At 74.5% G+C, this 23,630-nt stretch carries 24 protein-coding genes; 6 read left to right on the forward strand and 18 right to left on the reverse strand.

Annotated features, from left to right (window positions below; translation table 11 throughout):
- Window positions 1–7 precede the first annotated feature (7 nt).
- The 3 genes from CRP39_RS10625 to CRP39_RS10635 form a co-directional block, all read right to left on the reverse strand.
- On the reverse strand, window positions 8–904 hold the full coding sequence (locus CRP39_RS10625) for a patatin-like phospholipase family protein (RefSeq protein ID WP_097206369.1): 897 nt from the start codon (window positions 902–904) through the stop codon (window positions 8–10).
- A gap of 148 nt (window positions 905–1,052) precedes the next feature.
- On the reverse strand, window positions 1,053–1,814 hold the full coding sequence (locus CRP39_RS26155; RefSeq protein WP_101811056.1) for a DUF2249 domain-containing protein: 762 nt from the start codon (window positions 1,812–1,814) through the stop codon (window positions 1,053–1,055).
- 244 nt (window positions 1,815–2,058) lie between these two features.
- On the reverse strand, window positions 2,059–3,003 hold the full coding sequence (locus CRP39_RS10635) for an ABC transporter substrate-binding protein (RefSeq protein ID WP_245853774.1): 945 nt from the start codon (window positions 3,001–3,003) through the stop codon (window positions 2,059–2,061).
- A gap of 357 nt (window positions 3,004–3,360) precedes the next feature.
- Between CRP39_RS10635 and CRP39_RS10640 the strand changes: the two genes are divergently transcribed.
- Window positions 3,361–4,548, forward strand: coding sequence for a cytochrome P450 (locus tag CRP39_RS10640; protein WP_097206371.1), 1,188 nt, complete (start codon window positions 3,361–3,363; stop codon window positions 4,546–4,548).
- Between the two features lie 47 nt (window positions 4,549–4,595).
- Here CRP39_RS10640 and CRP39_RS10645 read toward each other — a convergent pair whose 3' ends face one another.
- The 8 genes from CRP39_RS10645 to paaA form a co-directional block, all read right to left on the reverse strand.
- Window positions 4,596–5,075, reverse strand: a complete 480-nt coding sequence (locus CRP39_RS10645; RefSeq protein WP_216359694.1) for a DUF1707 SHOCT-like domain-containing protein — start codon at window positions 5,073–5,075, stop codon at window positions 4,596–4,598.
- 133 nt (window positions 5,076–5,208) lie between these two features.
- Window positions 5,209–5,658: a thioesterase family protein gene (locus CRP39_RS10650; RefSeq protein ID WP_097206372.1), complete on the reverse strand. Its 450-nt coding sequence runs from the start codon at window positions 5,656–5,658 to the stop codon at window positions 5,209–5,211.
- Entirely contained in the window at window positions 5,655–6,425 is a 771-nt protein-coding gene (locus tag CRP39_RS10655; protein ID WP_097206373.1) for an enoyl-CoA hydratase-related protein, read from the reverse strand. Before CRP39_RS10655 ends, CRP39_RS10650 begins: the two co-directional genes overlap by 4 nt.
- Window positions 6,422–7,498: a 1,2-phenylacetyl-CoA epoxidase subunit PaaE gene (gene paaE, locus CRP39_RS10660; protein ID WP_097206374.1), complete on the reverse strand. Its 1,077-nt coding sequence runs from the start codon at window positions 7,496–7,498 to the stop codon at window positions 6,422–6,424. The genes CRP39_RS10655 and paaE overlap by 4 nt, the downstream gene beginning before the upstream one ends.
- On the reverse strand, window positions 7,498–7,998 hold the full coding sequence (gene paaD, locus CRP39_RS10665) for a 1,2-phenylacetyl-CoA epoxidase subunit PaaD (protein ID WP_097206375.1): 501 nt from the start codon (window positions 7,996–7,998) through the stop codon (window positions 7,498–7,500). The genes paaE and paaD overlap by 1 nt, the downstream gene beginning before the upstream one ends.
- A 5-nt stretch (window positions 7,999–8,003) precedes the next feature.
- Window positions 8,004–8,915 carry a 1,2-phenylacetyl-CoA epoxidase subunit PaaC gene (gene paaC / locus CRP39_RS10670; RefSeq protein WP_097206376.1) on the reverse strand — a complete coding sequence of 304 codons (912 nt, stop codon included), beginning with the start codon at window positions 8,913–8,915 and terminating at the stop codon, window positions 8,004–8,006.
- 107 nt (window positions 8,916–9,022) lie between these two features.
- Window positions 9,023–9,394 carry a 1,2-phenylacetyl-CoA epoxidase subunit PaaB gene (gene paaB, locus CRP39_RS10675; protein ID WP_097206377.1) on the reverse strand — a complete coding sequence of 124 codons (372 nt, stop codon included), beginning with the start codon at window positions 9,392–9,394 and terminating at the stop codon, window positions 9,023–9,025.
- Entirely contained in the window at window positions 9,391–10,398 is a 1,008-nt protein-coding gene (paaA, locus tag CRP39_RS10680; protein WP_097206378.1) for a 1,2-phenylacetyl-CoA epoxidase subunit PaaA, read from the reverse strand. The genes paaB and paaA overlap by 4 nt, the downstream gene beginning before the upstream one ends.
- Window positions 10,399–10,627: 229 nt before the next feature.
- Between paaA and paaK the strand changes: the two genes are divergently transcribed.
- From paaK to paaZ, 3 genes are read left to right on the forward strand one after another with little or no spacing between them, the layout of a single operon-like run.
- A complete protein-coding gene (paaK, locus tag CRP39_RS10685) occupies window positions 10,628–11,968 on the forward strand; it encodes a phenylacetate--CoA ligase PaaK (protein ID WP_097206658.1) in 1,341 nt (446 codons plus the stop codon).
- Complete coding sequence (locus tag CRP39_RS10690) at window positions 11,965–12,573, forward strand: TetR/AcrR family transcriptional regulator (RefSeq protein WP_097206379.1); 609 nt, start codon at window positions 11,965–11,967, stop codon at window positions 12,571–12,573. The genes paaK and CRP39_RS10690 overlap by 4 nt, the downstream gene beginning before the upstream one ends.
- A 47-nt stretch (window positions 12,574–12,620) precedes the next feature.
- Window positions 12,621–14,675 carry a phenylacetic acid degradation bifunctional protein PaaZ gene (gene paaZ / locus CRP39_RS10695; RefSeq protein WP_097206380.1) on the forward strand — a complete coding sequence of 685 codons (2,055 nt, stop codon included), beginning with the start codon at window positions 12,621–12,623 and terminating at the stop codon, window positions 14,673–14,675.
- A gap of 48 nt (window positions 14,676–14,723) precedes the next feature.
- On the opposite strand, the gene CRP39_RS10700 is transcribed toward paaZ, so the two are convergent.
- The 4 genes from CRP39_RS10700 to CRP39_RS10710 all read right to left on the reverse strand — a co-directional run bounded on the left by CRP39_RS10700 (window position 14,724) and on the right by CRP39_RS10710 (window position 17,685).
- Window positions 14,724–16,049 (reverse strand): cytochrome P450, encoded by a 1,326-nt coding sequence (locus CRP39_RS10700; protein ID WP_097206381.1) that lies wholly within the window; start codon window positions 16,047–16,049, stop codon window positions 14,724–14,726.
- Window positions 16,050–16,086: 37 nt separating this feature from the next.
- Window positions 16,087–16,941, reverse strand: coding sequence for a 3-hydroxyacyl-CoA dehydrogenase family protein (locus CRP39_RS10705; RefSeq protein WP_245853775.1), 855 nt, complete (start codon window positions 16,939–16,941; stop codon window positions 16,087–16,089).
- Window positions 16,938–17,066: a hypothetical protein gene (locus CRP39_RS28000; RefSeq protein WP_260180063.1), complete on the reverse strand. Its 129-nt coding sequence runs from the start codon at window positions 17,064–17,066 to the stop codon at window positions 16,938–16,940. The genes CRP39_RS10705 and CRP39_RS28000 overlap by 4 nt, the downstream gene beginning before the upstream one ends.
- 250 nt (window positions 17,067–17,316) lie before the next feature.
- Window positions 17,317–17,685: a hypothetical protein gene (locus CRP39_RS10710; RefSeq protein WP_097206382.1), complete on the reverse strand. Its 369-nt coding sequence runs from the start codon at window positions 17,683–17,685 to the stop codon at window positions 17,317–17,319.
- A 210-nt stretch (window positions 17,686–17,895) separates the two neighbouring features.
- On the opposite strand from CRP39_RS10710, the gene CRP39_RS10715 reads away from it, so the two are divergent.
- Window positions 17,896–19,014 (forward strand): DUF2332 domain-containing protein, encoded by a 1,119-nt coding sequence (locus tag CRP39_RS10715; RefSeq protein WP_245853776.1) that lies wholly within the window; start codon window positions 17,896–17,898, stop codon window positions 19,012–19,014.
- A 33-nt stretch (window positions 19,015–19,047) separates the two neighbouring features.
- Here the strand turns inward: CRP39_RS10715 and CRP39_RS26770 are convergent, their stop codons facing one another.
- The 3 genes from CRP39_RS26770 to CRP39_RS10725 form a co-directional block, all read right to left on the reverse strand.
- On the reverse strand, window positions 19,048–19,203 hold the full coding sequence (locus tag CRP39_RS26770; protein ID WP_172442390.1) for a hypothetical protein: 156 nt from the start codon (window positions 19,201–19,203) through the stop codon (window positions 19,048–19,050).
- A gap of 127 nt (window positions 19,204–19,330) precedes the next feature.
- Window positions 19,331–20,920 (reverse strand): patatin-like phospholipase family protein, encoded by a 1,590-nt coding sequence (locus CRP39_RS10720; protein WP_097206383.1) that lies wholly within the window; start codon window positions 20,918–20,920, stop codon window positions 19,331–19,333.
- Between the two features lie 28 nt (window positions 20,921–20,948).
- Window positions 20,949–22,721 (reverse strand): GMC oxidoreductase, encoded by a 1,773-nt coding sequence (locus tag CRP39_RS10725; protein ID WP_097206384.1) that lies wholly within the window; start codon window positions 22,719–22,721, stop codon window positions 20,949–20,951.
- 244 nt (window positions 22,722–22,965) lie between these two features.
- Here CRP39_RS10725 and CRP39_RS10730 point away from each other — a divergent pair, with 244 nt between their 5' ends.
- Window positions 22,966–23,586 carry an RNA polymerase sigma factor gene (locus CRP39_RS10730; protein WP_172442391.1) on the forward strand — a complete coding sequence of 207 codons (621 nt, stop codon included), beginning with the start codon at window positions 22,966–22,968 and terminating at the stop codon, window positions 23,584–23,586.
- The last annotated feature ends 44 nt before the right edge of the window (window positions 23,587–23,630 follow it).

Here is a 23,630-nt window from a genome sequence, read left to right on the forward strand (position 1 = left end):
GGACGGCTCAGGCCGGCAGGTCCGTCCGGTGTGCGTCCCCCGTGGGAGGGGACGGGTGTCCGTGCAGGCCCAGGACCCGTTCCGGATCGGGACGGCCTGGCGCGTCGCTGTCCAGCCACGCGGCAGCCGCGGTGCGGGCCCGCCGGCACAGCTCGGCGGCGTGCCGGAAGTCGATCGCCGAGATCCGCAGCGGGCACAGCGGGGGCAGTACGACCAGGTCGACCTGGTCGGCGTACCGCGCGACGTCGGCGATGAGCCGCTGCTGGACGAGCAGGCTCAGGGCCTGGACGGCGACCGCGAGCGGCCGGGTCGGTGGGAACGGGAGGGCGCAGGCGTACCCGGTCGGCAGCACGTAGACCCGGTCGGCGCCGAGGACGAGCGCCTGGGAGATGGCCGCGTTGTCGGCCAGTCCGCCGTCGACGAGCGTCTGGCCGTTGCGCCGCACCGGGGGCAGTACGGCCGGGACGGCGCTGCTGGCCAGGACCGCGCTGACGGCGTCGCCGTCGGAGAGCAGCACCTCCTCGCCCGACAGCAGGTCGGTGGCCACGAGGTGCACCGGGATGGGTGCGTCCTCCAGACGGGCGAAGCCGATGTGGCGGCGCACCAGGCGTTCGAGCCCGTGGTCGCTGCACAACGCGTCGCGAGCTCCCGCGAGGGCGAGCACCACCTGCGGGGCCCGGACCGGGAAGACGTCGTCCCGTCGCAGGGCCGTCCAGATGGCGGCCAGCCGGTCGAGCGCGGGGGGACGCGTTCCGTGCGCCGCGACGAAGACGGCGTTGAGCGCACCGGCGGACGTGCCCAGGAGCAGGTCCGGCGCGATGGCCCGTTCAGCCAGGGCCTGCAGCATGCCCACCTGGACCGCACCGAGGCTGCCCCCGCCGGACAGCACGAAGGCCGTCGTCATCGCCGGCTCCCCGCCTCTCGCGCAGGGGACCGGTCGAGGCGGATCGTGAGTCGCGGTGCCATGCCTGGTTGGTGCGGTTCGGCGGGCGAGCTCTTACCCACCGACGGTCGGCGGCTCCACCGGGTGTCGTGGTGCCGGCTCGGGAGCGTCACCCCGGGACCCGACGGGTCACCTCCGCGCGCCACTGGTCGGGACCCTCCCGGAGGTAGGCCCATCCGAACTCCCCGGGCCGTCCACAGGCCAGCGCGCTCCACAGGGTCCCCAGTTCGCGGCCGCTCCGTACGCGCAGGCACTCGCCCGGCCGCAACCGGGAGAACCGCTCGAGCGCGGCCCGGTGGGCGTACTCCGGTGGCAGGACGTCCAGGTCGAGCTCCGGCCCCTCCGTCAGCGGGAACCAGAGGTGGCACCGGAACGGACGGCGGTGGGCCTCCACCCCGTCGGTCGTCGTCGTGGCGAGGAGCGCCTGCTCCGTGCGCATGTGTCGATCGAGGAGCTCCTCGACGTCGTCGAGCAGCTCCACGAGTGCCCCCAGGTCGCGGGGTGCATCAGCGGCGACCAGGTGGTCGGTCAGATCGCGCAGCCGCACGTGGTCCTCGACCAGCCCGTGTACCTGCTTCCCCGCAAGCCCCTCCGATGTGAGCGGGAAGAGGAGGCGCTCCTCGTTGGCGGCCTGGTCCAGCACCTCGTAGCGGAGGTAGGAGACGAGCGCCCCGATCTCGCGATCCGGCCACCGGCCGGCACCGAGCGCGGCGCGGACGGCTCGTTCGCGGTGGCGCACCTCCTGCATCAGCACGGCATGCTCGTCGGCCAGGGGATGGTCGCCCGTCCGGTGGGCATCCCGGTGGCGGACGTCGCCGTCCTCGGCCGGTGGGGGAGAGGCCTGCCGTCCCACGGTGCGCTGAGACACCATTCGTCGATCACGCTCTCGGTCGGTCGGTGTGGATCTCGACTGCCCGGCGTGGCCGGCACCGGAGCTGCTGTGTGTTCGGTGCGCGAGGTGCGCCGTCGTCCCGTCCTGCGGCCCTGTCGCCGTAACCCTATCGTGTTACGATATTTCCCTCAACGCCCTGCCGGACCCCACGTGGGTGGGCACCCCTTCCAGAAGGGGGCGGGGTCACTCCTGAGGGGTCGCCGACGACGCACGCGCCGTCGGATCAGTCGACGATCATCGTCTCGACGTCGAACTCCTCGCTGATGATCCCGTACTCGAGCATCAGGTCGCTCATCTCCTGCAACTGGTCGACGTCGACGTCGGCGTCCCACGCCGGGAGGGCGACCTGCTCGACCGTCTCGGCCGGCACCTGGGTGTAGGTGGGCACGAGCTCCACCAGGCGCTCCCGGTTGCCGGTCAGTTGCTCCATCGACTGCGCCATGGCCTCGCGGAAGGACTCGACGACCTCGGGGTTCTCCTGGGCGTACTGCTCGGTGGTCAGCCAGCCCGCGACCGGCATGTCCTCGACCGGCCCGCTGAACAGGGGGAACAACACGCGGGCGCCGGACGCCTTGGCCGAGGCCTGGAACGGCTCCACCTGCCAGATGGCGTCGACGTCGCCGGCGTCGAGGGCGGCGGCCATGTCCGGCAGCGGGAGCTCGACGAACTGGATGGTGGAGATGTCCACGCCGGCGTCCTCGAGGACCGCGTTGATGGCGACGGTGCCGATGTTCTGCAGGTTGTTGACCGCGATGCGGGCGCCGGTGAGGTCGGCGGCCGACTGGTAGGGGGAGTCCGGCGCCACCATGATCGCGTGGTCGTCGGCGCCGACGTCGTTGCCGGCGATGACACGGATCGGCAGGCCCTGCTGAGCGGCGAGCAGGGCCGAGGTGTAGTTGCCGTAGGTGATGTCGTACTCGCCGGCGACCAGGGACGGGATGGCCTGGGCGCCACCGGAGGTCTGCTCCAGCGTGACGTCGAGCCCGGCGTCCTCGAACAGGCCGGTCTCCTCGGCCTCGACGGCGGTCGCCGTGTGCACCAGCGGGAAGTAGCCGACGGTCACCGGCGTCGCCCCGCCGCCGCCGGACGCGTCGCCGCCCCCGCTGTCCTCGGAGCCACAGGCAGCGAGGACCAGGGTGGCGGTGCACCCCAGCGCGAGGCCCGCCACGCGGCGGCTCGCGGTCGTCCAACCTCTCCGTGCCGGAACGGACAACGGCGTCTCCTTCCTGGAGTGCGGGGCCGAGGCCCCGCGGCGACCGGCCGGCCCGGGTGGAGCCGGTGGCGGCGTCGGCGTTCTGGGCCGATCGTCCAGCACGCGGACGGGTTCCGGGCGGTGCCGGTCGTCTCTACGGTGGACGAGGAGTCCGCCGATGCCCACAGCGCGCCTCGATCCCCGTGACGAGGGGGGACCGCCCGCGTCGTCCCCGCCCGACACGCCGGGGCACGCGCGAGTCGTACCGCCGGCCCCGATCACGTTCCCGGCGGAGTGGGGAGCGGGACGCCCAACTCGAGGGAGTGAGCACGCATGACGACCACCCGTCCGACGTTCGATGAGTTCCTCGCCTGGCTGGAGGCCGGCCGCGCGCACGGGCAGGTGCACTTCGACGACACGCAGCAGTGCTGGCAGGTGCTCGGCCACCCGGAGGCGGTGGAGGTCCTGTCCGATCCGACCGCGTTCTCCTCCGACCTCACGGCGCTGCAGCCCGAGCAGGACGATCTCGCGCTCTTCCAGCGCGGCAACATCGTCCGGATGGACCCGCCGCAGCACCGCAAGCTGCGGACGCTGGTCAGCCAGGCGTTCACGCCGAGGGTCGTGGCCGACCTCGAACCCCGCATCGCGGAGCTCACCGACGAGCTCCTGGACCAGACCGGTGAGCGGTTCGACCTGATCGACGCGCTGGCCTACCCGCTGCCGGTGATCGTCATCGCCGAGCTGCTCGGCATCCCGGTCTCCGACCGGGGCCTGTTCCGCACGTGGGCCGACGCGCTGCTCGGTCAGGACGTCGATCCCGACAGGACGGTGCGCGAGGCCAGCGACCAGGCGATGGCCGCCGTCGCCCCCACCATGCGCGAGATGAACGCCTACTTCCTCGACCACATCAGGTCGCGGCGGGCGACTCCCGGCCACGACCTGACGAGCAAGCTGGTCCAGGCCGAGGTGGACGGGAACCGGCTGGCGGACGAGGAGATCATCGGCTTCGTCGGGCTGCTGCTGATCGCCGGCCACATCACGACCACCGCGACGCTCGGCAACAGCGTGGTCAGCTTCCAGGACAACCCGGACGCCGTCACGGAGGTGCGGGCCGACCCGACGCTGCTCCCCGCGGCGATCGAGGAGGTGCTCCGGGTGCGCACGCCGTTCCCGCGCCTGGGCCGGATCACCACGGCCGAGACGGAGGTGGCCGGCGTCCGCATCCCGGCCGGGCAGGTCGTGCTGCCCTGGCTGACCGCGGCGAACCGGGACGAGCGGGTGTTCCCCGAGCCCCACCGGTTCGACATCCACCGCCGGCCCAACCCGCACCTGACCTTCGGGCACGGCATCCACTTCTGCCTCGGTGCGCCGCTCGCCCGGCTGGAGGCGAGGGTCGCGCTGCGGCTGCTGCTGGAGCGCTACCGCGACATCGAGGTGGCCGGGGGCGAGCCGGTCGAGCACCGCAACCCGTGGACGATGGTGGCGGTCAGCAGGCTGCCGCTGGAGGTCCGTGCCGCCTGACCCGTCCGGCAGCCCACGAGGTTCCGGACGAAGGACCCCGGAGCAGCTCAGTCGTCGTCCCAGTCGTCGTCCCAGTGGTCCTCGTCCCAGTGCTCGTGCCAGCCGTCGCCGCCACCGCCACCGCCGCCGCTGTCGGACAGCGCCGCCCCGCTCAGGGTGCCGATGAGGAAGAGGAAGAGGGCGGCGACGCCGAGCACGACCGCCACCCGCGCCGCCCGCAACCGGCCGGTGGTTGCGGTGGTCAGGGAGGCCCGCACCTGCTCGACCGCGAGCGCCCCGAGTGACCGCCAGCCCGGCGCCGTGCGCGCGGGCGGCGCCGGCGGGAGGTCCTCGGTCAGCGGGTCGAGGTCGGTCAGGTGGACCGCGGCGAAGGCGTCGGCCATCCGCTCGCTGCCCTCGTCCGGCGTGAGCAGGCCGCGGGCCACCGCGTCCTGCAGGCGCTCGACGGTGGCCAGCCGGTCGGAGTCCGACGCGCGCATCCGCGGGGCGGATGTTGCGGCGCTGTCCAGGTCGATCAGGGGTGGCATGGCTGCTCCTCCCGGAGTGCGACACAGAGGGTCACAGCCTGCACCCGCGTACGGGAGACCGGGCGGGTTCCGGCGCGCGGCTCCGTGACGACACGAGGCGCCGGGCGACGGGTGCGCCGTGCAGGGCCGCCGCCTACGCCCGGCTGCCGGCCCTCCCCGGGCGCGTCCGGTGCGCGCCGGTGCGGTCGCGGGCCGGCGCTCCGATGCGCGCCTCCAGGTCCTGCTCGGAGAGGACCGCCTGGACCGTGGTGCCGCGGCCGAGTTCCCGTCCGTCGGCGTCGACGGCGGTGCACGCGCAGGTGAGCCGGTTGCCCCGCACCTCCACGCAGCGGGCCGTGACGCGGAGGGTGTCACCGACCCAGCTCGGACCGAGGTGCTCGACCGACACCGAGCGTCCGATCCCGGCCTCACCCGGCTCGAGGTGGCGCAGCAGCAGCTTGCGACCGGCTTCCTCGAAGTGCTTGGCCATCGTGTAGGTCGCGTACACCGGGTGCACCGGGCCGAGCTCGTCGAACCGGACGGTCATCTCCGGGGTCACGACGACGTCCAGCAGGGCGGTGGCGCCCACGGGGACCGGGTTCACGCGGGCACCCAGCGGGCGGGCCGCTTCTCCCGGAACGCCGCGATGCCCTCCTGCCCCTCCTCGCCGGCGAAGAACCGCGCCGACAGCGCCAGCAGGTCGGGGAACCGCTCGGCCAGGGACCCCGAGCGGACGCGCAGCAGGCGCTTGGTCTCGGCGAGGGCCCGCGGCGCGCCCTGGACGAGGGCCGCCACCTGCGCGGCCACGCAGGCGTCCACCTCGTCGTCGGGGACGACCAGGTCCACCAGGCCGGTCGGCAGGGCCGTACGGGCGTCGAACACCTCGCCGGTCAGCATCAGCCGGTGGGCCGCGTTCGGCACCATGCGCGGCAGGCAGACGGCGGAGATGACGGCCGGCACGACACCGATGCGCACCTCGGTGAAGGCGAAGGTCGCCGACGTCCCCGCCACCACCACGTCGCACGCCGCCAGCAGGCCGACACCACCGGCCCGGGCGGGGCCGCGGACCGTGGCCACCACGGGCTTGGGCGAGTTCCAGACCATCTCCAGCAGCGCCGGGAACTCGTTGACCCCCTGGTCCTCCGCGGCCCCGCCGGCGGCCTCGGTGAGATCCATGCCCGAGCAGAAGACCCGGCCGGTGTGGTCCAGGACCACCACCCGCACCGCGTCGTCGGCCAGCGCGTCGGTGAGCGCCGACCGCAGCTGGGCCCGCATCGCCCGGGACAGCGCGTTGCGGTTGGCGGGGGAGTCGAGGGTCAGCGTGGCCACGCCCCGGTCGACGCCGACCCGCAGCACCGGCTCGCCGCTCACGCGTCGAAGTCCACGGTGACGGTCTCCGAGAGCGGCAGCGTCTGGCAGGTCAGCACGTACCCCGCCTCGACCTCCTCGGGCTCGAGGGCGTAGTTCCGCCGCATCTGCACCTCGCCGGCGGTGACCCGGGCCCGGCAGGTGCCGCAGACCCCGCCCTTGCAGGCGAAGGGCAGGTCGCCGCGCACCTTCTGGGCCGAGTCGAGGACCGGCACGTCCCGGGGGAGAGCCAGGGTGGTGGTCCGCCCGTCGAGGACGACGGTCACCTGGCTGCTCGGCCCGGTGACGGTCTCCTCGTCGCCGCGGACCGGCTCCGGGGGGACGTCGTCGACGTAGAACAGCTCCTGGTGCACCTTCTCGGCCGGGACGCCGAGCTCGGTCAGCAGGGCACGGGCGTCGCCCACCATCCCGTGCGGGCCGCACAGCCACCAGTGGTCGACGTGCTCGGCGTCCACCAGGTTGTCGACCAGCGTGCGCAGCCGCGCGCCGTCGAGCCGGCCGCTGGTCACCTCGGCGTCCCGGGGCTCGCGGGACAGCACGTGCACCAGCTGCAGCCGGGTGCCGTAGCGGTCCTTCAGGTCGGCGAGCTCGTCGGCGAACATGACCGTGTTGGTGCGCCGGTTGCCGTAGAAGACGGTGACGGTGGACTCCCCGTCGCGCAGCACGCTGGCGGCCAGCGAGAGGGCCGGGGTGATCCCGGAGCCGGCGACGACGAAGACGTGGTCGGCCGGCACCGACAGGTCCGCGGTGAACGTGCCCGACGGCGGCAGCACCTCGATCTCGTCACCGGGCCGCACCGAGTGCACGAGGTAGGAGGAGAAGAACCCGCCGGGCACCTCCCGCACGCCGACCCGCGGCGCCGCGCCCACCGGCGCGCAGATCGAGTAGGAGCGGCGCTCGTCGCGCTCGCCGTCCACCCGGCGCAGGGTGAGGGCCTGGCCGGGCTTGAAGGCGTAGTCCTCGGCCAGCTCCTCGGGGACGTCGAAGGTCACCGCGACGGCGTCGTCGGTGAGCTGCTCGACGTGCGCGACCTTGAGCGGGTGGAACTGCGGCCTGCGGCGCGTGCTCGCCGTCATCAGATCTCCTTCACGTGCTCGAAGGGCTCGCGGCAGCTCGTGCAGCGGCGCAGGGCCTTGCAGGCGGTGGCGCTGAACTCGCTCAGCTCCTCGGTGTCCGGCGAGCCGCACACCGGGCAGGCCGCGGTGCGGCGGGTCGGCCCCAGCTGCAGCGGCACGGGGCCCGCCGTGCGGACGGGCGCCGTCCCGGGCGGCGCGATGCCGCCGGCGGCCAGCTTGCGACGGCCCCCCTCGCTGATCCAGTCGGTGCTCCACGCGGGGGCGAGCACGGTGCGCACGTCGACGTCGGCGAAACCCGCCCGGTGCAGGGCGTGCAGGAGGTCGGCCCGCATGGTGCCCATCGCCGGGCACCCGGAGTAGGTCGGCGTGATCTCGACGACGACCGTGCCGTCCTCGACCCGCACGTCGCGGAGCACGCCGAGGTCGGCGAGGGTCAGCATCGGCAGCTCGGGGTCGGTCACCGTCTCGGCCACGGCCCGGGGGTCGGTCGTGACGGTCATCGCGGTCACCAGGTGGCCGCCGGGTGCTGGCGGGCCAGGCCCTGCAGGGTGGCGAGCAGTTCGGGGAGCTCCGCCGTGTGCTCACCGGTGCGGCCCCGGGGCGCCGCATCGGCCGGCCACTCGGGCACCCTCAGCGTCGCCCGCTCCAGGACCTCCGTGAGCACGGAGACGACCTCCTCGCGGACCTCGGCGGGATCGACCGCGACGCCGGCCGCGGTCAGGCGCGCCTCGACGTCGGTGGCGGTGAAGAGGTCGTCCAGCAGCGGCCAGACGGCGTCGGCACCGGCCTGGGCGCGGCGGTGCGACTCGTCGGTGCCGTCGCCGAGGCGCAGCACCCAGCGGGCGGCGTGGTCGCGGTGGTAGGCCAGCTCGTTGACCCCCTTCGCCGCGATCGCCGCGAGCACCGGGTCCCGGGACTCCCGCAGCCGGGCGAAGACCGCCAGCCGCACGGTGGCGGCGGCGAGCAGCCGGACCATCGTCCGGGCGAAGTCGCCGTTGGGCGCCTCGACCAGGCCGGTGCTGCGGAACTCGTCGGGGTCGCGGAAGTAGGCCAGGGCGTCCTCGTCGGGGATGCTGTCGGTCGCCTTCTCCCGCGAGCGGCCGAGGACGCCCACCGACCCGGCGCGGGCCAGCAGCAGCCGGGCCTGGCCGAGCAGGTCGAGGGCGACGTTGGCGATCGCCACCTCCTCCTCGAGCTCCGGCGCGGCGGTGATCCACTGGGTCAGCCGCTGGGCCAGCACGAGGGCGTCGTCGCCGAGCATCAGGCAGTACGCGCCCAGGTCGGCGGGGCCGATGCCCTCGGGGACGGTGGTGTCGACGCCGGCCAGCGGCTCGTCGAAGCCGGTGCCGAACGCCCAGTGCCCGTGGTCGTCCTGGGCGTTGCCGAGCGCGTCGTAGACGGTCTCTTCGTGCGCCACGTCGGAACGCTCCTTGCTCGAGTGCCGGATGGAGCCTGAGTGCCGGATGGAGATGGCCCCCTCCCAGGCCCACCCCGAGGTACGAGGGGGTGGGGGAGGGGGTCCGCTCACATGTGGGGGACGTCCTCGGGGATCTCGTAGAACGTCGGGTGCCGGTAGACCTTGTCGCCGCTCGGGGCGAACATCGGGTCCTTCTCGTCGGGGCTGGACGCGGTGATGTGGGCAGCCTTGACCACCCAGACGCTCACGCCCTCGTTGCGCCGGGTGTACAGGTCGCGCGCCGCGTGGACGGCCATCTCGTCGTCCGGGGCGTGCAGCGAGCCGACGTGCACGTGGTTGATGCCGCGCTTGCCGCGCACGAACACCTCGTACAGCGGCCAGTCCCGCCGGCTGGCGGCCGGCTTGGTCTCGACCGGCACCTCGGGGCCGGTGGGGACGGCGCCGTGGCCGCCCTCGCTGGTGACGTCGGTGCTGCTCACGCGGCGGACTCCGGGGCGAGCTCGGCGGTGGCTCGCCCGCCACCGTGCTTCCGGGCGTACGCCGTGGCCGCCTCGATGACCCAGGCGTTGTCGTCGCGGGCGGCCCGGCGGCGGGCGATGCGCTCGTCGTTGGCCGGCCCCTGGCCGCTGATGACCCGCTTGAACTCCTCCCAGTCGATGGTGCCGAAGCGGTGGTGGCCGGTCTCCGGGTCCACCCGCAGCTCCGGGTCGGGCAGGGTCACGCCGAGGAACTCCGCCTGCGGGACGCTCATGTCGACGTACCGCTGGCGCAGCTCGTCGTTGCTGTGCCGCTTGATGCCCCACGCCATCGACTGCGCGGAGTTGGGGCTGTCGTCGTCCGGCGGGCCGAACATCATCAGCGACGGCCACCACCACCGGTCGACGGCGTCCTGCACCATCGCCCGCTGCTCGGCGGTGCCGCGCATCATCGTCATCAGCAGCTCGTAGCCCTGCCGCTGGTGGAAGGACTCCTCCTTGCAGATGCGGATCATCGCCCGCGCGTAGGGGCCGTAGGAGGAGCGGCACAGCGGCACCTGGTTGCAGATCGCCGCGCCGTCGACCAGCCAGCCGATGACGCCGACGTCGGCGTAGGTGAGCGTCGGGTAGTTGAAGATCGAGCTGTACTTCTGCTTGCGCTCGATGAGCTTGTCGGTGAGGTCGGCCCGGTCGGCGCCGAGGGTCTCCGCGGCGGAGTACAGGTACATGCCGTGGCCGGCCTCGTCCTGCACCTTGGCCAGCAGGATCGCCTTGCGCCGCAGGCTCGGGGCGGCCAGCAGCCAGTCGCCCTCGGGCTGCATGCCGATGATCTCCGAGTGTGCGTGCTGCGCGATCTGCCGGATCAGCGTCTTGCGGTAGCCCTCCGGCATCCAGTCCCGCGGCTCGATCCGGTGCTCGGCGGCGATCGTGGCGTCGAAGTGCTCCTGCAGCGCGGCGGTGTCGACGGGGCTGTCGCCCCCGGGTCGTTCCAGGGTGGGCGCTGACATCTCGTTCCCTCGTTCGCGACGGCGGGAGGTCATTAACTGACCGCTTGGTCGGTAATCAGTGTGCACGACGGGCGTGGCCCGCACAAGCCTCGTCGACCGGCGCCCCGGAGGGGGCTTGACAGTGGACCGCGGGGGGAGTTCATTACCTGACCATCTGGTCGGTATTCGAGTGGGGCGCGCGCTCACCGACCGTCCCGGCGACGAGGCTGCGACCAGGGAGGCACCGGCCATGACGGCTGCGACCAGCGAGACCGCGAGGCGCCTGGGGGCGGTCCCCGACCCGGCCGTCCTCGACCCGGCGGAGCGCATGTCCGTCGACGAGCTGCGGGCCCTGCAGCTCGAGCGTCTCCGGTGGAGCCTGCGGCACGCCTACGAGAACGTGCCCCACTACCGGCGGGCCTTCGACGCCGCCGGCGTGCACCCCGAGGACTGCACGGAGCTCGCCGACCTGGCGCGGTTCCCCACCACCAGCAAGGCCGACCTGCGCGACAACTACCCCTTCGGGATGTTCGCCGTCCCCCAGGAGCAGGTGCGCCGCGTGCACGCCTCCTCCGGCACCACCGGCCGGCCCACCGTCGTCGGCTACACCGAGAAGGACATCGACACCTGGGCCACCGCCATGGCCCGTTCCATCCGCGCCGCCGGCGCGCGCGCCGGCGACAAGCTGCACAACGCGTACGGCTACGGCCTGTTCACCGGCGGGCTGGGTGCCCACTACGGCGCCGAGAAGCTGGGCTGCACCGTCATCCCGGTCTCCGGCGGGATGACCCCGCGCCAGGTGCAGCTGATCACCGACTTCCGGCCCCGGGTCATCATGGTGACGCCGTCGTACATGCTCACCGTGATCGACGAGTTCGAGAAGCAGGGCCTGGACCCGCGGGCGAGCTCTCTGGAGATCGGCATCTTCGGGGCCGAGCCGTGGACCGAGCAGATGCGCCAGGAGATGGAGGAGCGCCTCGACATCCACGCCGTCGACATCTACGGGCTGTCCGAGGTGATCGGCCCGGGCGTCGCCCAGGAGTGCGTGGAGACCAAGGACGGCCTGCACATCTGGGAGGACTTCTTCTACCCGGAGGTCATCGACCCGCTCACCGGCGAGGTGCTGCCCGAGGGCGAGGTCGGCGAGCTGGTGTTCACCTCGTTGACCAAGGAGGCCATGCCGATCATCCGGTACCGCACCCGCGACCTCACCCGCCTGCTGCCCGGTACCGCGCGCCCGGCCATGCGCCGCATGGAGAAGGTCACCGGCCGCACGGACGACATGATCATCCTGCGCGGGGTGAACCTCTTCCCGACCCAGATCGAGGAGATCGTGCTGCGCACGCCGGGGCTCTCGCCGCACTTCGCCCTGGAGCTGACCACGCGCGGCCGGATGGACCACCTGATCTGCCGGATCGAGGCGCGCCCGGACTGCCCGCCGGAGCGCCGGAGCGCCGCCGCCGCCGAGGTGGCCGAGGGCGTGAAGGACACGGTCGGCACGAGCATCGAGGTCGTGGTCGTCGACCCCGAGACCCTCGCCCGGTCGGTGGGCAAGCTCAAGCGCCTCTACGACCTGCGTGAACGCGCATGACGGCCGCCGGGACGACCACCGGGCGGCGGGGGAGACCGGGTCACTCGCTGGACTCGCTGCTGGACGTCGCGGTCGCGGTGTTCAACGAGCGCGGCTACGACGCCACGAGCATGGACGAGCTCGCCAGCCGGCTCGGCGTCACCAAGTCGGCGATCTACCACCACGTGTCGAGCAAGGTCGAGCTGCTGCGGCTCGCGCTCGACCGGGCCCTGGATGCGCTGTTCGCCGTCACGCAGGAGCCCGGGGCGACGACCGGTCCGGCCATCGACCGGCTGGAGCACGTCGTCCGCGGCTCGGTCCGGGTGCTCACCGCGGAGCTGCCGTTCGTCACCCTCCTGCTGCGCGTGCGGGGCAACTCCCCGGTGGAGGAGGCGGCGCTGCAGCGGCGCCGGGAGTTCGACCAGATCGTCACCGACCTGGTGCGCGCGGCCGAGGACGAGGGCGACGTCCGCCCCGACGTCGACCCGGCCGTGGCCGGCCGGCTGCTGTTCGGCTCCGTCAACTCGCTGACCGAGTGGTACCGCCCGGACGGTGGTCTCTCCGCCGACGACCTCGCCGACGCGCTGGTCGCCACGACCTTCCAGGGCCTGCGCGCCCGGTCCTGACCCCCGCCCCTGTCGGACCCGTGTCCCGGGCCCCGAAGGAGAACGACATGACCCCGTCCGCACCCCTCCTCGAGAGCTACGTCGCCGGCCGGTGGTACGCCGCACCCGACGACGGGACGCCCATCGCCGACGCCGTCACCGGCGAGACGGTCGCCCGGGTCAGCAGCACCGGCCTGGACGTGGCCGCCATGCTCGACCACGCCCGCACCGTCGGCGGCCCCGCGCTGCGCGAGCTGACCTTCCACCAGCGGGCCGGCCTGCTCAAGCAGCTGGCCCTGCGGCTGATGGCCGACAAGGACGCGTTCTACGCGCTCTCCCGCCGCACCGGCGCCACCGACCGCGACAGCGCGGTGGACGTCGACGGCGGCTTCGGGACCGTCCTGTCCTACGCGTCCAAGGCGCGCCGCGAGCTGCCCGACGACACCGTCGTCCTCGACGGCGCGGTCGAGCCGCTGGGCAAGGGCGGCACCTTCGCCGGCCAGCACCTCTACACGCCGCTGCGCGGGGTGGCCGTGCAGGTCAACGCCTTCAACTTCCCCGTGTGGGGGTTCCTGGAGAAGCTCGCCCCGGCCTTCCTCGCCGGTGTGCCGACCGTCGTCAAGCCGGCCAGCCAGACCGCCTACCTCACCGCGGCGGTCGTCCGGACGGTCATCGACAGCGGCCTGCTGCCGGAGGGGTCGGTCCAGCTGCTCGCCGGCAGCGCGACCGGCCTCCTCGACGGGCTGGCCGGTCAGGACCTGGTGTCCTTCACCGGTTCGGCCGCCACCGCCCGCAAGCTGCGCAGTTCCCCCGCGGTGGTGGCCAACTCGGTGCGGTTCAACGCCGAGGCCGACTCGCTCAACTGCTCCGTGCTCGGACCCGACGCCGGCCCGGACACCCCCGAGTTCGAGCTGTTCGTCGAGCAGTTGGTCACCGAGATGACGGTCAAGGCCGGCCAGAAGTGCACCGCGATCCGCCGGGCCCTCGTGCCGCGCGAGCTCGTGGACGACGTCGTCGAGGCGACCCGGGAACGGCTGGCGGCGGTCGTCGTCGGTGCACCCGGCGCCGAGGGGGTCCGGATGGGCCCGTTGGCCAGCCGCGGCCAGCGCGAGGAGGTGCTCCGGTCGCTGAAGGCGCTGCGCGGCGTCGCCGAGCTGGTCGCGGGCGACCCGGAGCACTTCGAGGTCGTCGGCGCCGACCGCGACCGCGGCGCGTTCCTGCCCCCGATGCTGCTGCGCTGCGACGACCTGGCCGCCGCCGAGCCGCACGACGTCGAGGCCTTCGGGCCGGTCAGCACCGTCCTGCCCTACGACGGCGTGGCGCAGGCCGTGGAGCTGGCCGCGCGCGGCCAGGGCAGCCTGGTCGGCTCGGTCGTGACCCACGACGAGCAGTTCGCGCGGGAGTTCGTGCTGGGCGCCGCGCACGCCCACGGCCGCATCCTGGTCCTCGACCGGGACGACGCGCGGGAGAACACCGGTCACGGCTCCCCGCTGCCGGTGCTCGTCCACGGCGGCCCCGGCCGCGCCGGCGGTGGCGAGGAGCTCGGCGGGATCCGCGGCGTGCTGCACCACATGCAGCGCACCGCCGTCCAGGCCTCGCCGGACATGCTGACCGCGGTCGGCAACCGCTGGGTGACCGGCGCGCGGCGGAACGACGACGGCGTGCACCCGTTCCGCAAGTCGCTGGCCGAGCTGCGCATCGGCGACTCGATCACGGCCGGCCCGCGCCCGGTCACGCTCGAGGACATCGAGCACTTCGCCGAGTTCACCGGCGACACCTTCTACGCCCACACGGACGAGGCGGCCGCGGCGGCCAACCCGCTGTTCGGCGGCCGGGTGGCGCACGGCTACCTGATCGTCTCCTGGGCGGCGGGGTTGTTCGTCGACCCGGCCCCGGGCCCGGTGCTGGCCAACTACGGGGTGGACGACCTGCGGTTCCTCACGCCGGTCAAGCCGGGGGAGGAGCTGACGGTGACGCTCACCGCCAAGCAGATCACCCCGCGCGGCGGCGCCGACCACGGCGAGGTCCGCTGGGACGCCGTCGTCGTCAACACCGCGGGCAGGCCGGTGGCGACCTACGACGTCCTCACCATGGTCGCCAAGACCTGGCCCCCGAAGGCCTGAACCGCAGCGGAGCGTGGGCGGTGAGGACTCCTCGCCTCCCACACTCCGCTACGCGGCGGTCCAGCGGATCGGCAGGCGCTTGACCCCACGCTGGAAGTTCGACCGCAGCAGCGCCGGCGGCCCGTCGAGCTCGAGCGTGCGCGTGCGGCGCAGCAGCTCGCCGAACAGGGCCCGCATCTGCACGCGGGCCAGCTGGCCGCCGAGGCAGAAGTGCGGCCCGTGCCCGAAGGACAGGTGCGGGTTGGGGGAGCGGCGGACGTCGAAGGCGTCGGGATCGGCGAAGACGGTCTCGTCCCGGTTGGCGGACGTGAAGGAGACGACCACCTTGTCCCCGGCCCGGATGCGTACGCCGGCGAGGTCGACGTCGGTGGTCGCGGTCCGGCGGAACACCATCACCGGCGTCCACCAGCGCAGCATCTCGTCGACCGCGCTCGGCAGCAGGGACGGGTCGGCGCGCAGCGCGGCGAGCGCCTCGGGGTGCTGCAGCAACGCGATGAGGCCACCCGGCAGCCCGTTGCGCAGGGTCTCGTTACCGGCGACGGCGAACAGCCAGAACATGTTCTCGAACTCGGCGTCGGTGACCGAGCCATCGGCCTCGTCGACCTGGGCCAGCAGGATCGACATGACGTCGGTGCCGGGGGAGCGGCGTTTCTCCTCGGCCAGCAGCCGGGCGTACCCGTAGAGGTCGGGCATGCCGGCGCGGGTCCGCGGGTCGGGCATCCGCCCGTCCGGGCCGGGCGCCGGGCGCAGCGCGACGGCCTCGCGGGCCATCCGCGTCGCGCCGCTGCCGTCGAAGGCCGCCGACGTGGCGTAGTCGGGGTCCTGCCAGCCGATGACGCGGTTCGACCAGTCGAACATCAGCCAGCGGTCCTCGGCCGGCACCCCGAGGACGTCGGCGAGCGTGAGCAGCGGGAGGTCCGCGGCGACGTCCTTGGCGACGTCGCACCGGCCCTCGGCCGCGCCGTCCACCATCCGGTCGACCAGCCGCGCCGCCGTCGCCTCGATCGAGGCGGTCAGCGCGGCGACGGCCCGCGGGGTGAACGACCGGGTGAGCAGCCGCCGGAGCCGGGAGTGGTCCGGCGGGTCCATGTTGAGCATCATCCGGCGCACCCAGGGGAGGTCCGCGGCGTCGCGGACCTGGGTGGCGCCCAGCCAGGAGGAGAAGGTCGCCGGGTCGCGGAGCACCCGCTCGACGTCGGCGTGCCGCAGCACCAGCCAGAACCCCGGGCCGGCCGGCTGGCCGTGCAGGGCGGGCTCGTCGACCCAGGTCACCGGGGCCTCGGCCCGCAGCCGGCGCAGCAGCTCGAACGGCGGCCCGTTCTCGTAGGTCGCCGGGTCGACGAGGACGGCGGTGTCCAGCGCCGTTGAGGCCATGTCGGCTCCTGGGGTCAGGGGGTCAGGAGATCAGGGGTCAGGGGTAGGTGTGGAAGCCCTTGCCGGTCTTGCGACCGAGTTCGCCGGCCGCGACCTTGTCGCGCAGCAGCTGGGGCGGGGCGAACCGCTCGCCGAGGGTGCGGTGCAGGTACTCGGCGATGGCCAGCCGGACGTCGAGGCCGACCAGGTCGGTCGAGCGCAGCGGACCCATCGGGTGGCGGTAACCCAGCTCCATCGCGGTGTCGATGGCCTCGGCGTCGGCCACCCCCTCCTCGAGCATCCGGATGGCCTCCAGGCCCAGCAGCACGCCCAGCCGAGAGGAGGCGAAGCCGGGGGAGTCCTTCACCACGACGTCGGTCTTGCCCAGCGCCCGCACCCAGCCGCTCGCCGTCCCGACGAGGGCCGGGTCGGTCTCGGCGGCGACGACCACCTCCACCAGCTTCGACGCCGGCACCGGGTTGAAGAAGTGCAGGCCCAGGAAGCGCGTCGGGCGCTCCAGTGCCGCGGCGAGCTCGGTCACCGACAGGGAGCTGGTGTTGGTGGCCAGGACGGCGCCTGGTCCGACGGCGGACTCGGCGGCGCGCAGGACGTCGGCCTTGAGGTCGGCCCGCTCGGGGACCGCCTCCACCACCAGCTCGGTGGCGGCGTCGAGCTCGGCGGCGGAGTCGAGCAGGGTCAGCCGGGCGAGGACGCCGGCGACGTCGCCGGCGAGCTTGCCCCGGCGGGCGGTCTCCTCCAGCCCGTCGGACAGGCGCCCCCGGGCCGCCTCCGCGGCCTCCCCGCCGGCCTCCACGACGGCGACGTGCGCACCGGCGGCGAGGAACACCTGGGCGATGCCGGCGCCCATCCGCCCACCACCGATGACGCCCACCCAGGCGGGGACGGCGGTCACACCGACTCCACGAGCACCGCGACGCCGTGACCACCGGGGCGGCCGGCGGCCGGGAGGCGTCCGTGGCGACCCCGCGGCGTGAGGGAACCGGTGACCGGGAGGACCTCGGTGGACCCGTGGGACATCGTCGCTCCTCGGACGTGGTGCGGGACGGCGCCGGAGTGGCGTGGACGGGCGTCGATTTCCCGACCGAACGTTCAGTAAATGGCGTCGGCAGTCTCGCGCACCGCCGACGCCCGGTGCAAGCCCCTGGTCGGCTCGGGCCGGGTGGAACGGGCCCGTGACGCGGCGGCCCGGGGCCCACCGCCGAGCGGGTCGCCGCTCGGGGGAGTACCGCGCGAGGAAGGGGTTCTGCTCCTCGGCCGAGGCCCCGGGTCAGGTCGGGTGGTCCCCGGGGTCGGGGCCCGGTGGCGTCTGCTCCGTCCCGGCCTCGCCCTCGCCGTCGGGCTGCGGTCGAGAGCCGCGCTGGTCCGTGCGCTCCAGGCGCTGTCGGATCGCCGCGACGTTGAGCGCCAGGTCCTCCAGCGCCTCGACGGCGCGGGTGGCGAGCGCGAACGTGAGGTTCTCCCGCTGACGTTCGGCGCTGAGCTCGCGGCCGCCCCCCGGGGTCGTGGAGCGCTCGGACGGACGGCGGGTCGCCTCCGCCCACGGCTCGTCGTCGCCCTGCGGGTCGCCGAACAGCTGGCGCAGCATCCGCTGCGCGATCTCGAGGAACTCGCCCGGGTCGGGCTGGTTGTTCGCCATCCGTGCCCCTCACCTCGTGTCGAGCACGTCGCGCGGCCCGGGGGAGGGCGGTCTGCGACGGCGGGACCAACGTACGACCAGCGGCCCGCCCTGAGTAGCCACCGGCCGGCGACCTCGGCCGAGGTCCGGTCGAGCCCGCTCCAGCGACGCCCCGTCACGCGGGAGCGCACACCGTCCGTCGACGAGCGGCGGGAACCGGCGGGACGGTCGATGATCTGTTCGGCACTCGTGTACCGGGTGGAGGAGTCGGGGGTCGTCGTTCCCATGGCCGGAGGCCGCACGCTCGCCCAGGTGTACCGACACTTCGGCGAGGACGCCGCCGCCGGGGCGTCGCCGCTGTACCAGCGCGTCGCCGTCGCCCTGAGCGAGTCCGACGAGGTGCTGCGCGCCCTCGCGGCGGCGCCGGCGCGCACGCGGCACCCCGCGGTGGTCCTCGCCGCGCTGCACGATCTCGCCCTCGCCGGGCGCGCCCCAGCGCTGGCCGCGGCCTGGGCCGCTGCCGACGGCGACGCCGCCGCGGGCGCGGCGATCGACACGCTGCTGCGGCTGACGGACTCGGTCGTGGCCATCGCCGCGCGCCGGCGGCCGCGGACCCTCGAGACCGGACGCTGCGCCGTGCTGTACCCGGCCATCGCCGAGGCGGCGCGCCGGGTGGGCGCGGATGCGGTCGGGCTGATCGGCGTGGGCTGCTCGGCCGGGCTGGACCTCCACGTCGATCGGGTCGGCATCACGTACGGGGACGGGCAGTCGCTGGGCGACCCGTCGTCCCCCGTGCAGCTGTCGTCGTCGGTCGTGGGGAACCGGCCCGTCCCGACCCGGGCGGTGCCCGAGGTCGTCGCCCGGGTCGGCGTCGAGCCGGATCCGCTCGACGTGACCGACGCGGACGACGCCCGGTGGCTGCGTGCCTGCCTGCCGCCGGACGACCCGGAGCGGGCCGCGGAACTCGCCGCGGCGATCGCGGTGGCGGCGAGCGCCCCGCCGCTGTTGCTGCGCGGGCACGCCGTCGAGGTGCTGCCCGACGCCGTCGCCCGGGTGCCCGCGGAGGGCCTGCCCGTCGTCACCACGGCGTGGGCGCTGTCGCGGCTCCCGCTCGAGAGCCGCCTGCGCTTCCTGCACCGCCTGGACGAGGCGGCGGCCGGCCGGACGGTGGCGTGGGTGTCGGCGGAGGGGGTCGGCGTCGCGCCGGCGGTACCGACACTCGGCGACCGCCGCGCCTCCGGCCACAGCATCATCGGTCTGGCGGTGGTCGGCCGGTCGGCGCTGCGCGCCGAGGCCATCGGCCGCTGCTGGTCGCGGGGCCGCGTGCTGGCGTGGCTGGCCGACCCCTGATCCGTCGGCGGCCCTGGACCGGGACGACGCCGGTCAGGCGGCGCGGCGGTGGTCGGCGGACTGCGCCCGGAGAGCCGCTGGTGCCTGGACGGAACGCGCGGCGAGCTGGGTCGCCAGGTGCCAGGACGTGCAGTCGGGACAGGCGGCGAGCCAGCGGGCGTGCCGGTGGCAGCGGGAGGCGATGACCATGACGGGTCCTCGGTCGACGGGGTGAGCGGGCCGGTCCCGGAGCGGCTCCGCTGCGGGATCGCACCCAGCAGAGCCGCGGGCAGGCGGCCTGATACCGGCGACGGCGCGCCGGGAGCCGAGGACGGGGTCAGCCGGGATCCCCCAGGGGTCCGGTCCGGCCGGCGCGCCCACGTCGGCCGGTGGCCGCCACCCGGGAACGGGCGGACCGACCGGCGTCGCGGTGTCCGACGACGGCGTCGTGCACCGCGACCCGCCCCAGGCGCGCGAGCAGGCGGGCCGCCTGCCAGCGGGCCCGCAGCGACAGCGTGCGGCGGGGGAGGGGTGCGCGCTCCGGCCGGCGCCGCGTCACCTCGGCCACCATCACGTCCGACTGCGCGGCGGTGAGCCCGTGCCGGACGAGGCCGTCGGAGGCCAGCCACTGCAGCGCGCAGTCGTAGCCGACGGCGAAGTCGTGGCGCCGCAGGCGGGCGTCGAGGAAGCCGGCGAAGCGGAAGAGGCCGGCGCCCGCGAGGGCGCCCGCGGCTCGGGGGTCGCCGTTCCGCTGGGGCGACGCGACGTCCGGTTCGGGCGGGGCGATGGTCTCCACGCCGATGCGCTTCTTCCCCGTCACGTGGGCGGCGGCGGACAACGCCCGGCGCAGCAGCACCTCGATCGAGCCGTCGGCCACCTCCGGACTCCCGCCGACCACCCCCGCGAGAGCCGCCCGCAGCTCCTCCTGCCCGGCCGCCGGAGCCCCGGCGACGGCGGGGAGCAGCGCGGTCAGCAGGATGTCCACGGCGGTCAGCCGGTCGTTGGTCTCCGCCACCCCGGACAGGTCGTCGAAGATCGACTGGTCGTGCTGGATCGCCAGGGACCGCGCGAGCACCTGCGACCAGCGCGGGGGGACCGTCGGGTCCGCCCAGGCGTCCCCGGTCCCGGCGCGCTGCGGCTGCGGCCGGACGAGCACGTGGACGCGCTGGAAGTCCCCTCCCTCCTCCTGGTCGACCCGGCGGGCCAGCCGCAGGGTCCGGCCCAGCGGTTCCCGGTCGAGCAGGCCCGCGTCGGAGTACCAGAACCGGTCCGAGTCCGGGAAGTTGACGACGCCGTCCTCCTCGTACCGCGAGCGTTCGGCAGCGCGGCTGAGCAGCTCCGGCGCGAAGCCCAGCTGGTGGGCCGCGGCCGCGAGGACGACGTCGACCATCGAGCTGCCACGGGGCTCGAGCAGGCTCGCCGTGTCGACGCCGGCGACCAGGTGCAGGTCGATCCCGTCCAGGTGGGTGACGACCGGGGGCCCGAGCGTGGTGACCCCCGGCAGCCGGTAGGCGAGCCCGCGGAGGTTCGTCAGCGACACGGTGAGACGCACCGACCTGCCCGACCCGAGTGGACGCGCGCCCGGAGGAGGCGTGAGCAGTGCGCCGGCGCGGCGACGCACCACCCGGTAGGTCAGCGGAGCGGTCCACCCCCGGGCGAGCAGCGTGCGCAACGACGCGTCACTCATCCAGGACCGTTCCTGCGGAGCCAGCGGGTCACCGCCCTCCAGGAGGGTCCGGGCGAGCAGCAGCCCGGTCAGGGCACCCGCCGACGTGGCGCCGATGACGTCGAGCCGGACGGCGGGCCCACCCGGCCGCTCCTCGTGCGCCCGGAGCGCGACCCCGAGGGCGGCGACTGCCCCGGCCTCGAACGCGCCGAGGGAGACGGCGCCGGGCAGGGTCAGCGCGAGTCGGATCTCCGCCGGCATCGACGTCCTCCTCCGTGTGCTGGCTGGGTCAGGGGGTGGGCCACCCGCCGGCCCGACCTCCCGGGGCGGCCGGGGTCCCCGGCCGCCGCCGGGTGCCGCGCAGCGGAGCGCGGGTCCTGCCCTCCAGGACGGCGGTGCACATGCGGTCGCTGAAGGCGGCGATGGTCAGCGACGGGTTGCTCCCCACGGCCCCCGGCATCACCGCGCCGTCGGCGACGAAGAGGTTGTCGTACCCGAACACCTCCCCGAAGTGGTCGCAGACCCCCTCCTGCCGGGAACGCCCCATCGGGGCACCGCCGAGCGGGTGGACGGTCACCGACCGGCCGAGCTTGTCCCAGACACTGTCGGCGAAGCCCGCGGCGTTCACCCCGCCGGCCAGGGTGCGCATGTCCGCGCTCACCCCGGCGACATAGGCCCGCGAGCTCCTCGTCGTCCGGATAGCGAGGTAGCCACCGGGGGTGAGCGTCATCCGCCCGTCGGCGACGTCCCGGCCGATGCCCAGCAGCGGCATGCTGGTCGCGGCCTCGACACCCTTCCCCAGGACCATCCCGAGGCTGGCCCCCACCCGGCTGTTGGGATCCCGGGTGAGGAGGGCCCAGATCCGCTGCGCGGCGAACGCGCCGGCCCGCCAGAACAGCCCGTGCCGCGCCTGGTAGACCCAGTTCAGCAGCATCGGGTAGCCGCAGTCCTCGATGTACCCGTCCGGTCGCCGGACGGCGCTGGTGATGACCGGGCCCCTCGACGCGTGCAGCGGCAGGGGGCGGCCGTCGTCCTCCCGCGCCCGCTTGAGGACGGTCAGGTGGTCCCCGTTGCCGGAGAAGCGGCTGCCCAGCGCGCCGCTGAGCGCGGGCAGCTCGCCGTCGCGGCGCATGCGCAGCAGCAGGTGCGTGGTGCCGAGCGTGCCGGCGGCCAGGACGAGGCGGCGGCAGCGAACGGTCCGCTGCGGGAGCGACCTGGTGTCGTGCGGCGTGCCGTCGTGGTGCGCGGGTGGGTGCTCGACGTACCGGACGACGTAGCCGTCGCCGTCCGGTGCGACGCTGCGCACCTCGCAGAGGGTCCGCACCTCGGCGGGGGTGGCGACCAGCGGGAACGCGCCGTCCACGGCGGCCGACAGGTAGGTGTGGTCCAGCGTGTTCTTGCTGCCGGAGTTGCAGCCGATGTCGCACTGCCCGCAGAGCACGCAGGTGCTGCGCGGCCGCCCGTGGTAGTTGGCGTAGGGGGTGTCGGCGAGCGGGGCGCCGACGGCGGGCGCGGCCCCGGGCGCGGGCCGGAAGCTCACCGCCAGGTCCGGCAGGTGGAAACTGTGGTCTGGGCCCAGCGAGCGCGCGGCCCGCTCCATGGCCGCCGTCTTCAGGACGCCCTCGAAGCCGGGCGCGTGCCTCGGGAACGGCTGCGCGCCGAGCATGCGCTCGACCTCGTCGTAGTGCGGGTCGAGGTCCGCCCGGCTGATCGGCCACGGGTGGTGGCCGCGCCCCCCACGGCGGTGCTCGACGAACCACTCCGCCGGCTTGCGGATGAGCACGTTGGCGTAGATGAGCGATCCGCCGCCGAGCCCGGCGGCCACGAGGGCGTCGGTCCGGCGGAACGACCAGAGGTCGAACAACCCCAGGCGACCGGCGCTCGGGTCCCAGAAGTTGGCGCCGACGTCCCAGGGCTCCCGGGGGAAGTCACCGGGCCCGTAGGCCTTCCCCCGTTCGAGCAGCAGCACGGGCCGCCCCGCGGCCGCCAGCCGGTACGTCGCGACCGAGCCCCCGAAACCGCTCCCGACCACCACGTTCTCGACGAACTCGGTCTCCGCCATGGTCCCCCCAGCCGTCTCCCCGGCGGCGGCGTCGTGCGCCGCGGACGGGACGCCGGCGGTCAGTGAACCACCGACCGCGCGCTCCCGGGTGGTCCCGGTCGACGGCTCCGGCTCCGGGGGGTCCTGGGGACCCCCCGGTGGGGCACGGCCGGAGAACCGGGGGGCGTCCTGGGGACTTGCCGGAAGCCCGGCCTGCCCCCGTACCGCGACCGTCTCCTCACCACCGAGGAGAGGACCGCGAGCGATGCTCCAGTCGACCACTTCCGCGACGTCCACCACCGCCGCCACCACCACCTGGGACGAGGAGGACACGCAGTGCCGGCCGGCGGCGACCCGCGTGTCCGACCCGGCCGGGTGGGAGGCCCTCGTCGCGGAGCACCAGCGGTACCTCCTGCGTGTCGCGTCGTCCTACCGCCTCGGGGAGGAGGCCCACGACGTCGTCCAGACGGCGTGGCTGCGGCTCCTGGAGCAGGGCGACGGCATCCGGGACTGGGAGGCCGTCAGGGCGTGGCTGACCACCGTGGTCCGCCGGGAGTGCCTGCGCATCATCCGCGGGCGCCGCCGGGAACGGCTGTGCGGGCCCGACGAGTCCGGCCAGCTGGAGAACACCGTCGACGACAGCCCGACCGCCGAGGACCTGCTGGTGCGGGGGGAGGACCAGCAACTGGTCCGCCGGGCCATGCGGCTGCTGCCGCCGCGCCAGCACGACCTGCTCGAGGCGCTCAGCGACCCCGAGGCGCCGGAGTACGCGGTGATCGGCCGGCGGCTCGGCATGCCGGTGGGCAGCATGGGGCCCACCCGCCAGCGGGGACTGCGCCGGTTGCGCGCCACGCTGACCGACATGGGCCTGGACATGTGCGGCTGACGCCGAGGACGGGAGCGGCTGACGCCGGGGCGAGGTGCGCCAGC

This window comes from Geodermatophilus sabuli (assembly GCF_900215145.1).
GTDB classification, from domain to species: Bacteria; Actinomycetota; Actinomycetes; order Mycobacteriales; family Geodermatophilaceae; genus Geodermatophilus; species Geodermatophilus sabuli.

What these genes read in the sequence shown, in the direction of transcription:
- CRP39_RS10625 (WP_097206369.1), bottom strand. Translation starts at nt 904, where the DNA reads ATGACGACGGCCTTCGTGCTGTCCGGCGGGGGCAGCCTCGGTGCGGTC.
- CRP39_RS26155 (WP_101811056.1), bottom strand. Translation starts at nt 1,814, where the DNA reads ATGGTGTCTCAGCGCACCGTGGGACGGCAGGCCTCTCCCCCACCGGCC.
- CRP39_RS10640 (WP_097206371.1), top strand. Translation starts at nt 3,361, where the DNA reads ATGACGACCACCCGTCCGACGTTCGATGAGTTCCTCGCCTGGCTGGAG.
- CRP39_RS10645 (WP_216359694.1), bottom strand. Translation starts at nt 5,075, where the DNA reads ATGCCACCCCTGATCGACCTGGACAGCGCCGCAACATCCGCCCCGCGG.
- paaE (WP_097206374.1), bottom strand. Translation starts at nt 7,498, where the DNA reads ATGACGGCGAGCACGCGCCGCAGGCCGCAGTTCCACCCGCTCAAGGTC.
- paaD (WP_097206375.1), bottom strand. Translation starts at nt 7,998, where the DNA reads ATGACCGTCACGACCGACCCCCGGGCCGTGGCCGAGACGGTGACCGAC.
- paaA (WP_097206378.1), bottom strand. Translation starts at nt 10,398, where the DNA reads ATGTCAGCGCCCACCCTGGAACGACCCGGGGGCGACAGCCCCGTCGAC.
- paaK (WP_097206658.1), top strand. Translation starts at nt 10,628, where the DNA reads ATGACGGCTGCGACCAGCGAGACCGCGAGGCGCCTGGGGGCGGTCCCC.
- CRP39_RS10690 (WP_097206379.1), top strand. Translation starts at nt 11,965, where the DNA reads ATGACGGCCGCCGGGACGACCACCGGGCGGCGGGGGAGACCGGGTCAC.
- paaZ (WP_097206380.1), top strand. Translation starts at nt 12,621, where the DNA reads ATGACCCCGTCCGCACCCCTCCTCGAGAGCTACGTCGCCGGCCGGTGG.
- CRP39_RS10700 (WP_097206381.1), bottom strand. Translation starts at nt 16,049, where the DNA reads ATGGCCTCAACGGCGCTGGACACCGCCGTCCTCGTCGACCCGGCGACC.
- CRP39_RS28000 (WP_260180063.1), bottom strand. Translation starts at nt 17,066, where the DNA reads ATGTCCCACGGGTCCACCGAGGTCCTCCCGGTCACCGGTTCCCTCACG.
- CRP39_RS10710 (WP_097206382.1), bottom strand. Translation starts at nt 17,685, where the DNA reads ATGGCGAACAACCAGCCCGACCCGGGCGAGTTCCTCGAGATCGCGCAG.
- CRP39_RS10715 (WP_245853776.1), top strand. Translation starts at nt 17,896, where the DNA reads ATGATCTGTTCGGCACTCGTGTACCGGGTGGAGGAGTCGGGGGTCGTC.
- CRP39_RS26770 (WP_172442390.1), bottom strand. Translation starts at nt 19,203, where the DNA reads ATGGTCATCGCCTCCCGCTGCCACCGGCACGCCCGCTGGCTCGCCGCC.
- CRP39_RS10720 (WP_097206383.1), bottom strand. Translation starts at nt 20,920, where the DNA reads ATGCCGGCGGAGATCCGACTCGCGCTGACCCTGCCCGGCGCCGTCTCC.
- CRP39_RS10725 (WP_097206384.1), bottom strand. Translation starts at nt 22,721, where the DNA reads ATGGCGGAGACCGAGTTCGTCGAGAACGTGGTGGTCGGGAGCGGTTTC.
- CRP39_RS10730 (WP_172442391.1), top strand. Translation starts at nt 22,966, where the DNA reads ATGCTCCAGTCGACCACTTCCGCGACGTCCACCACCGCCGCCACCACC.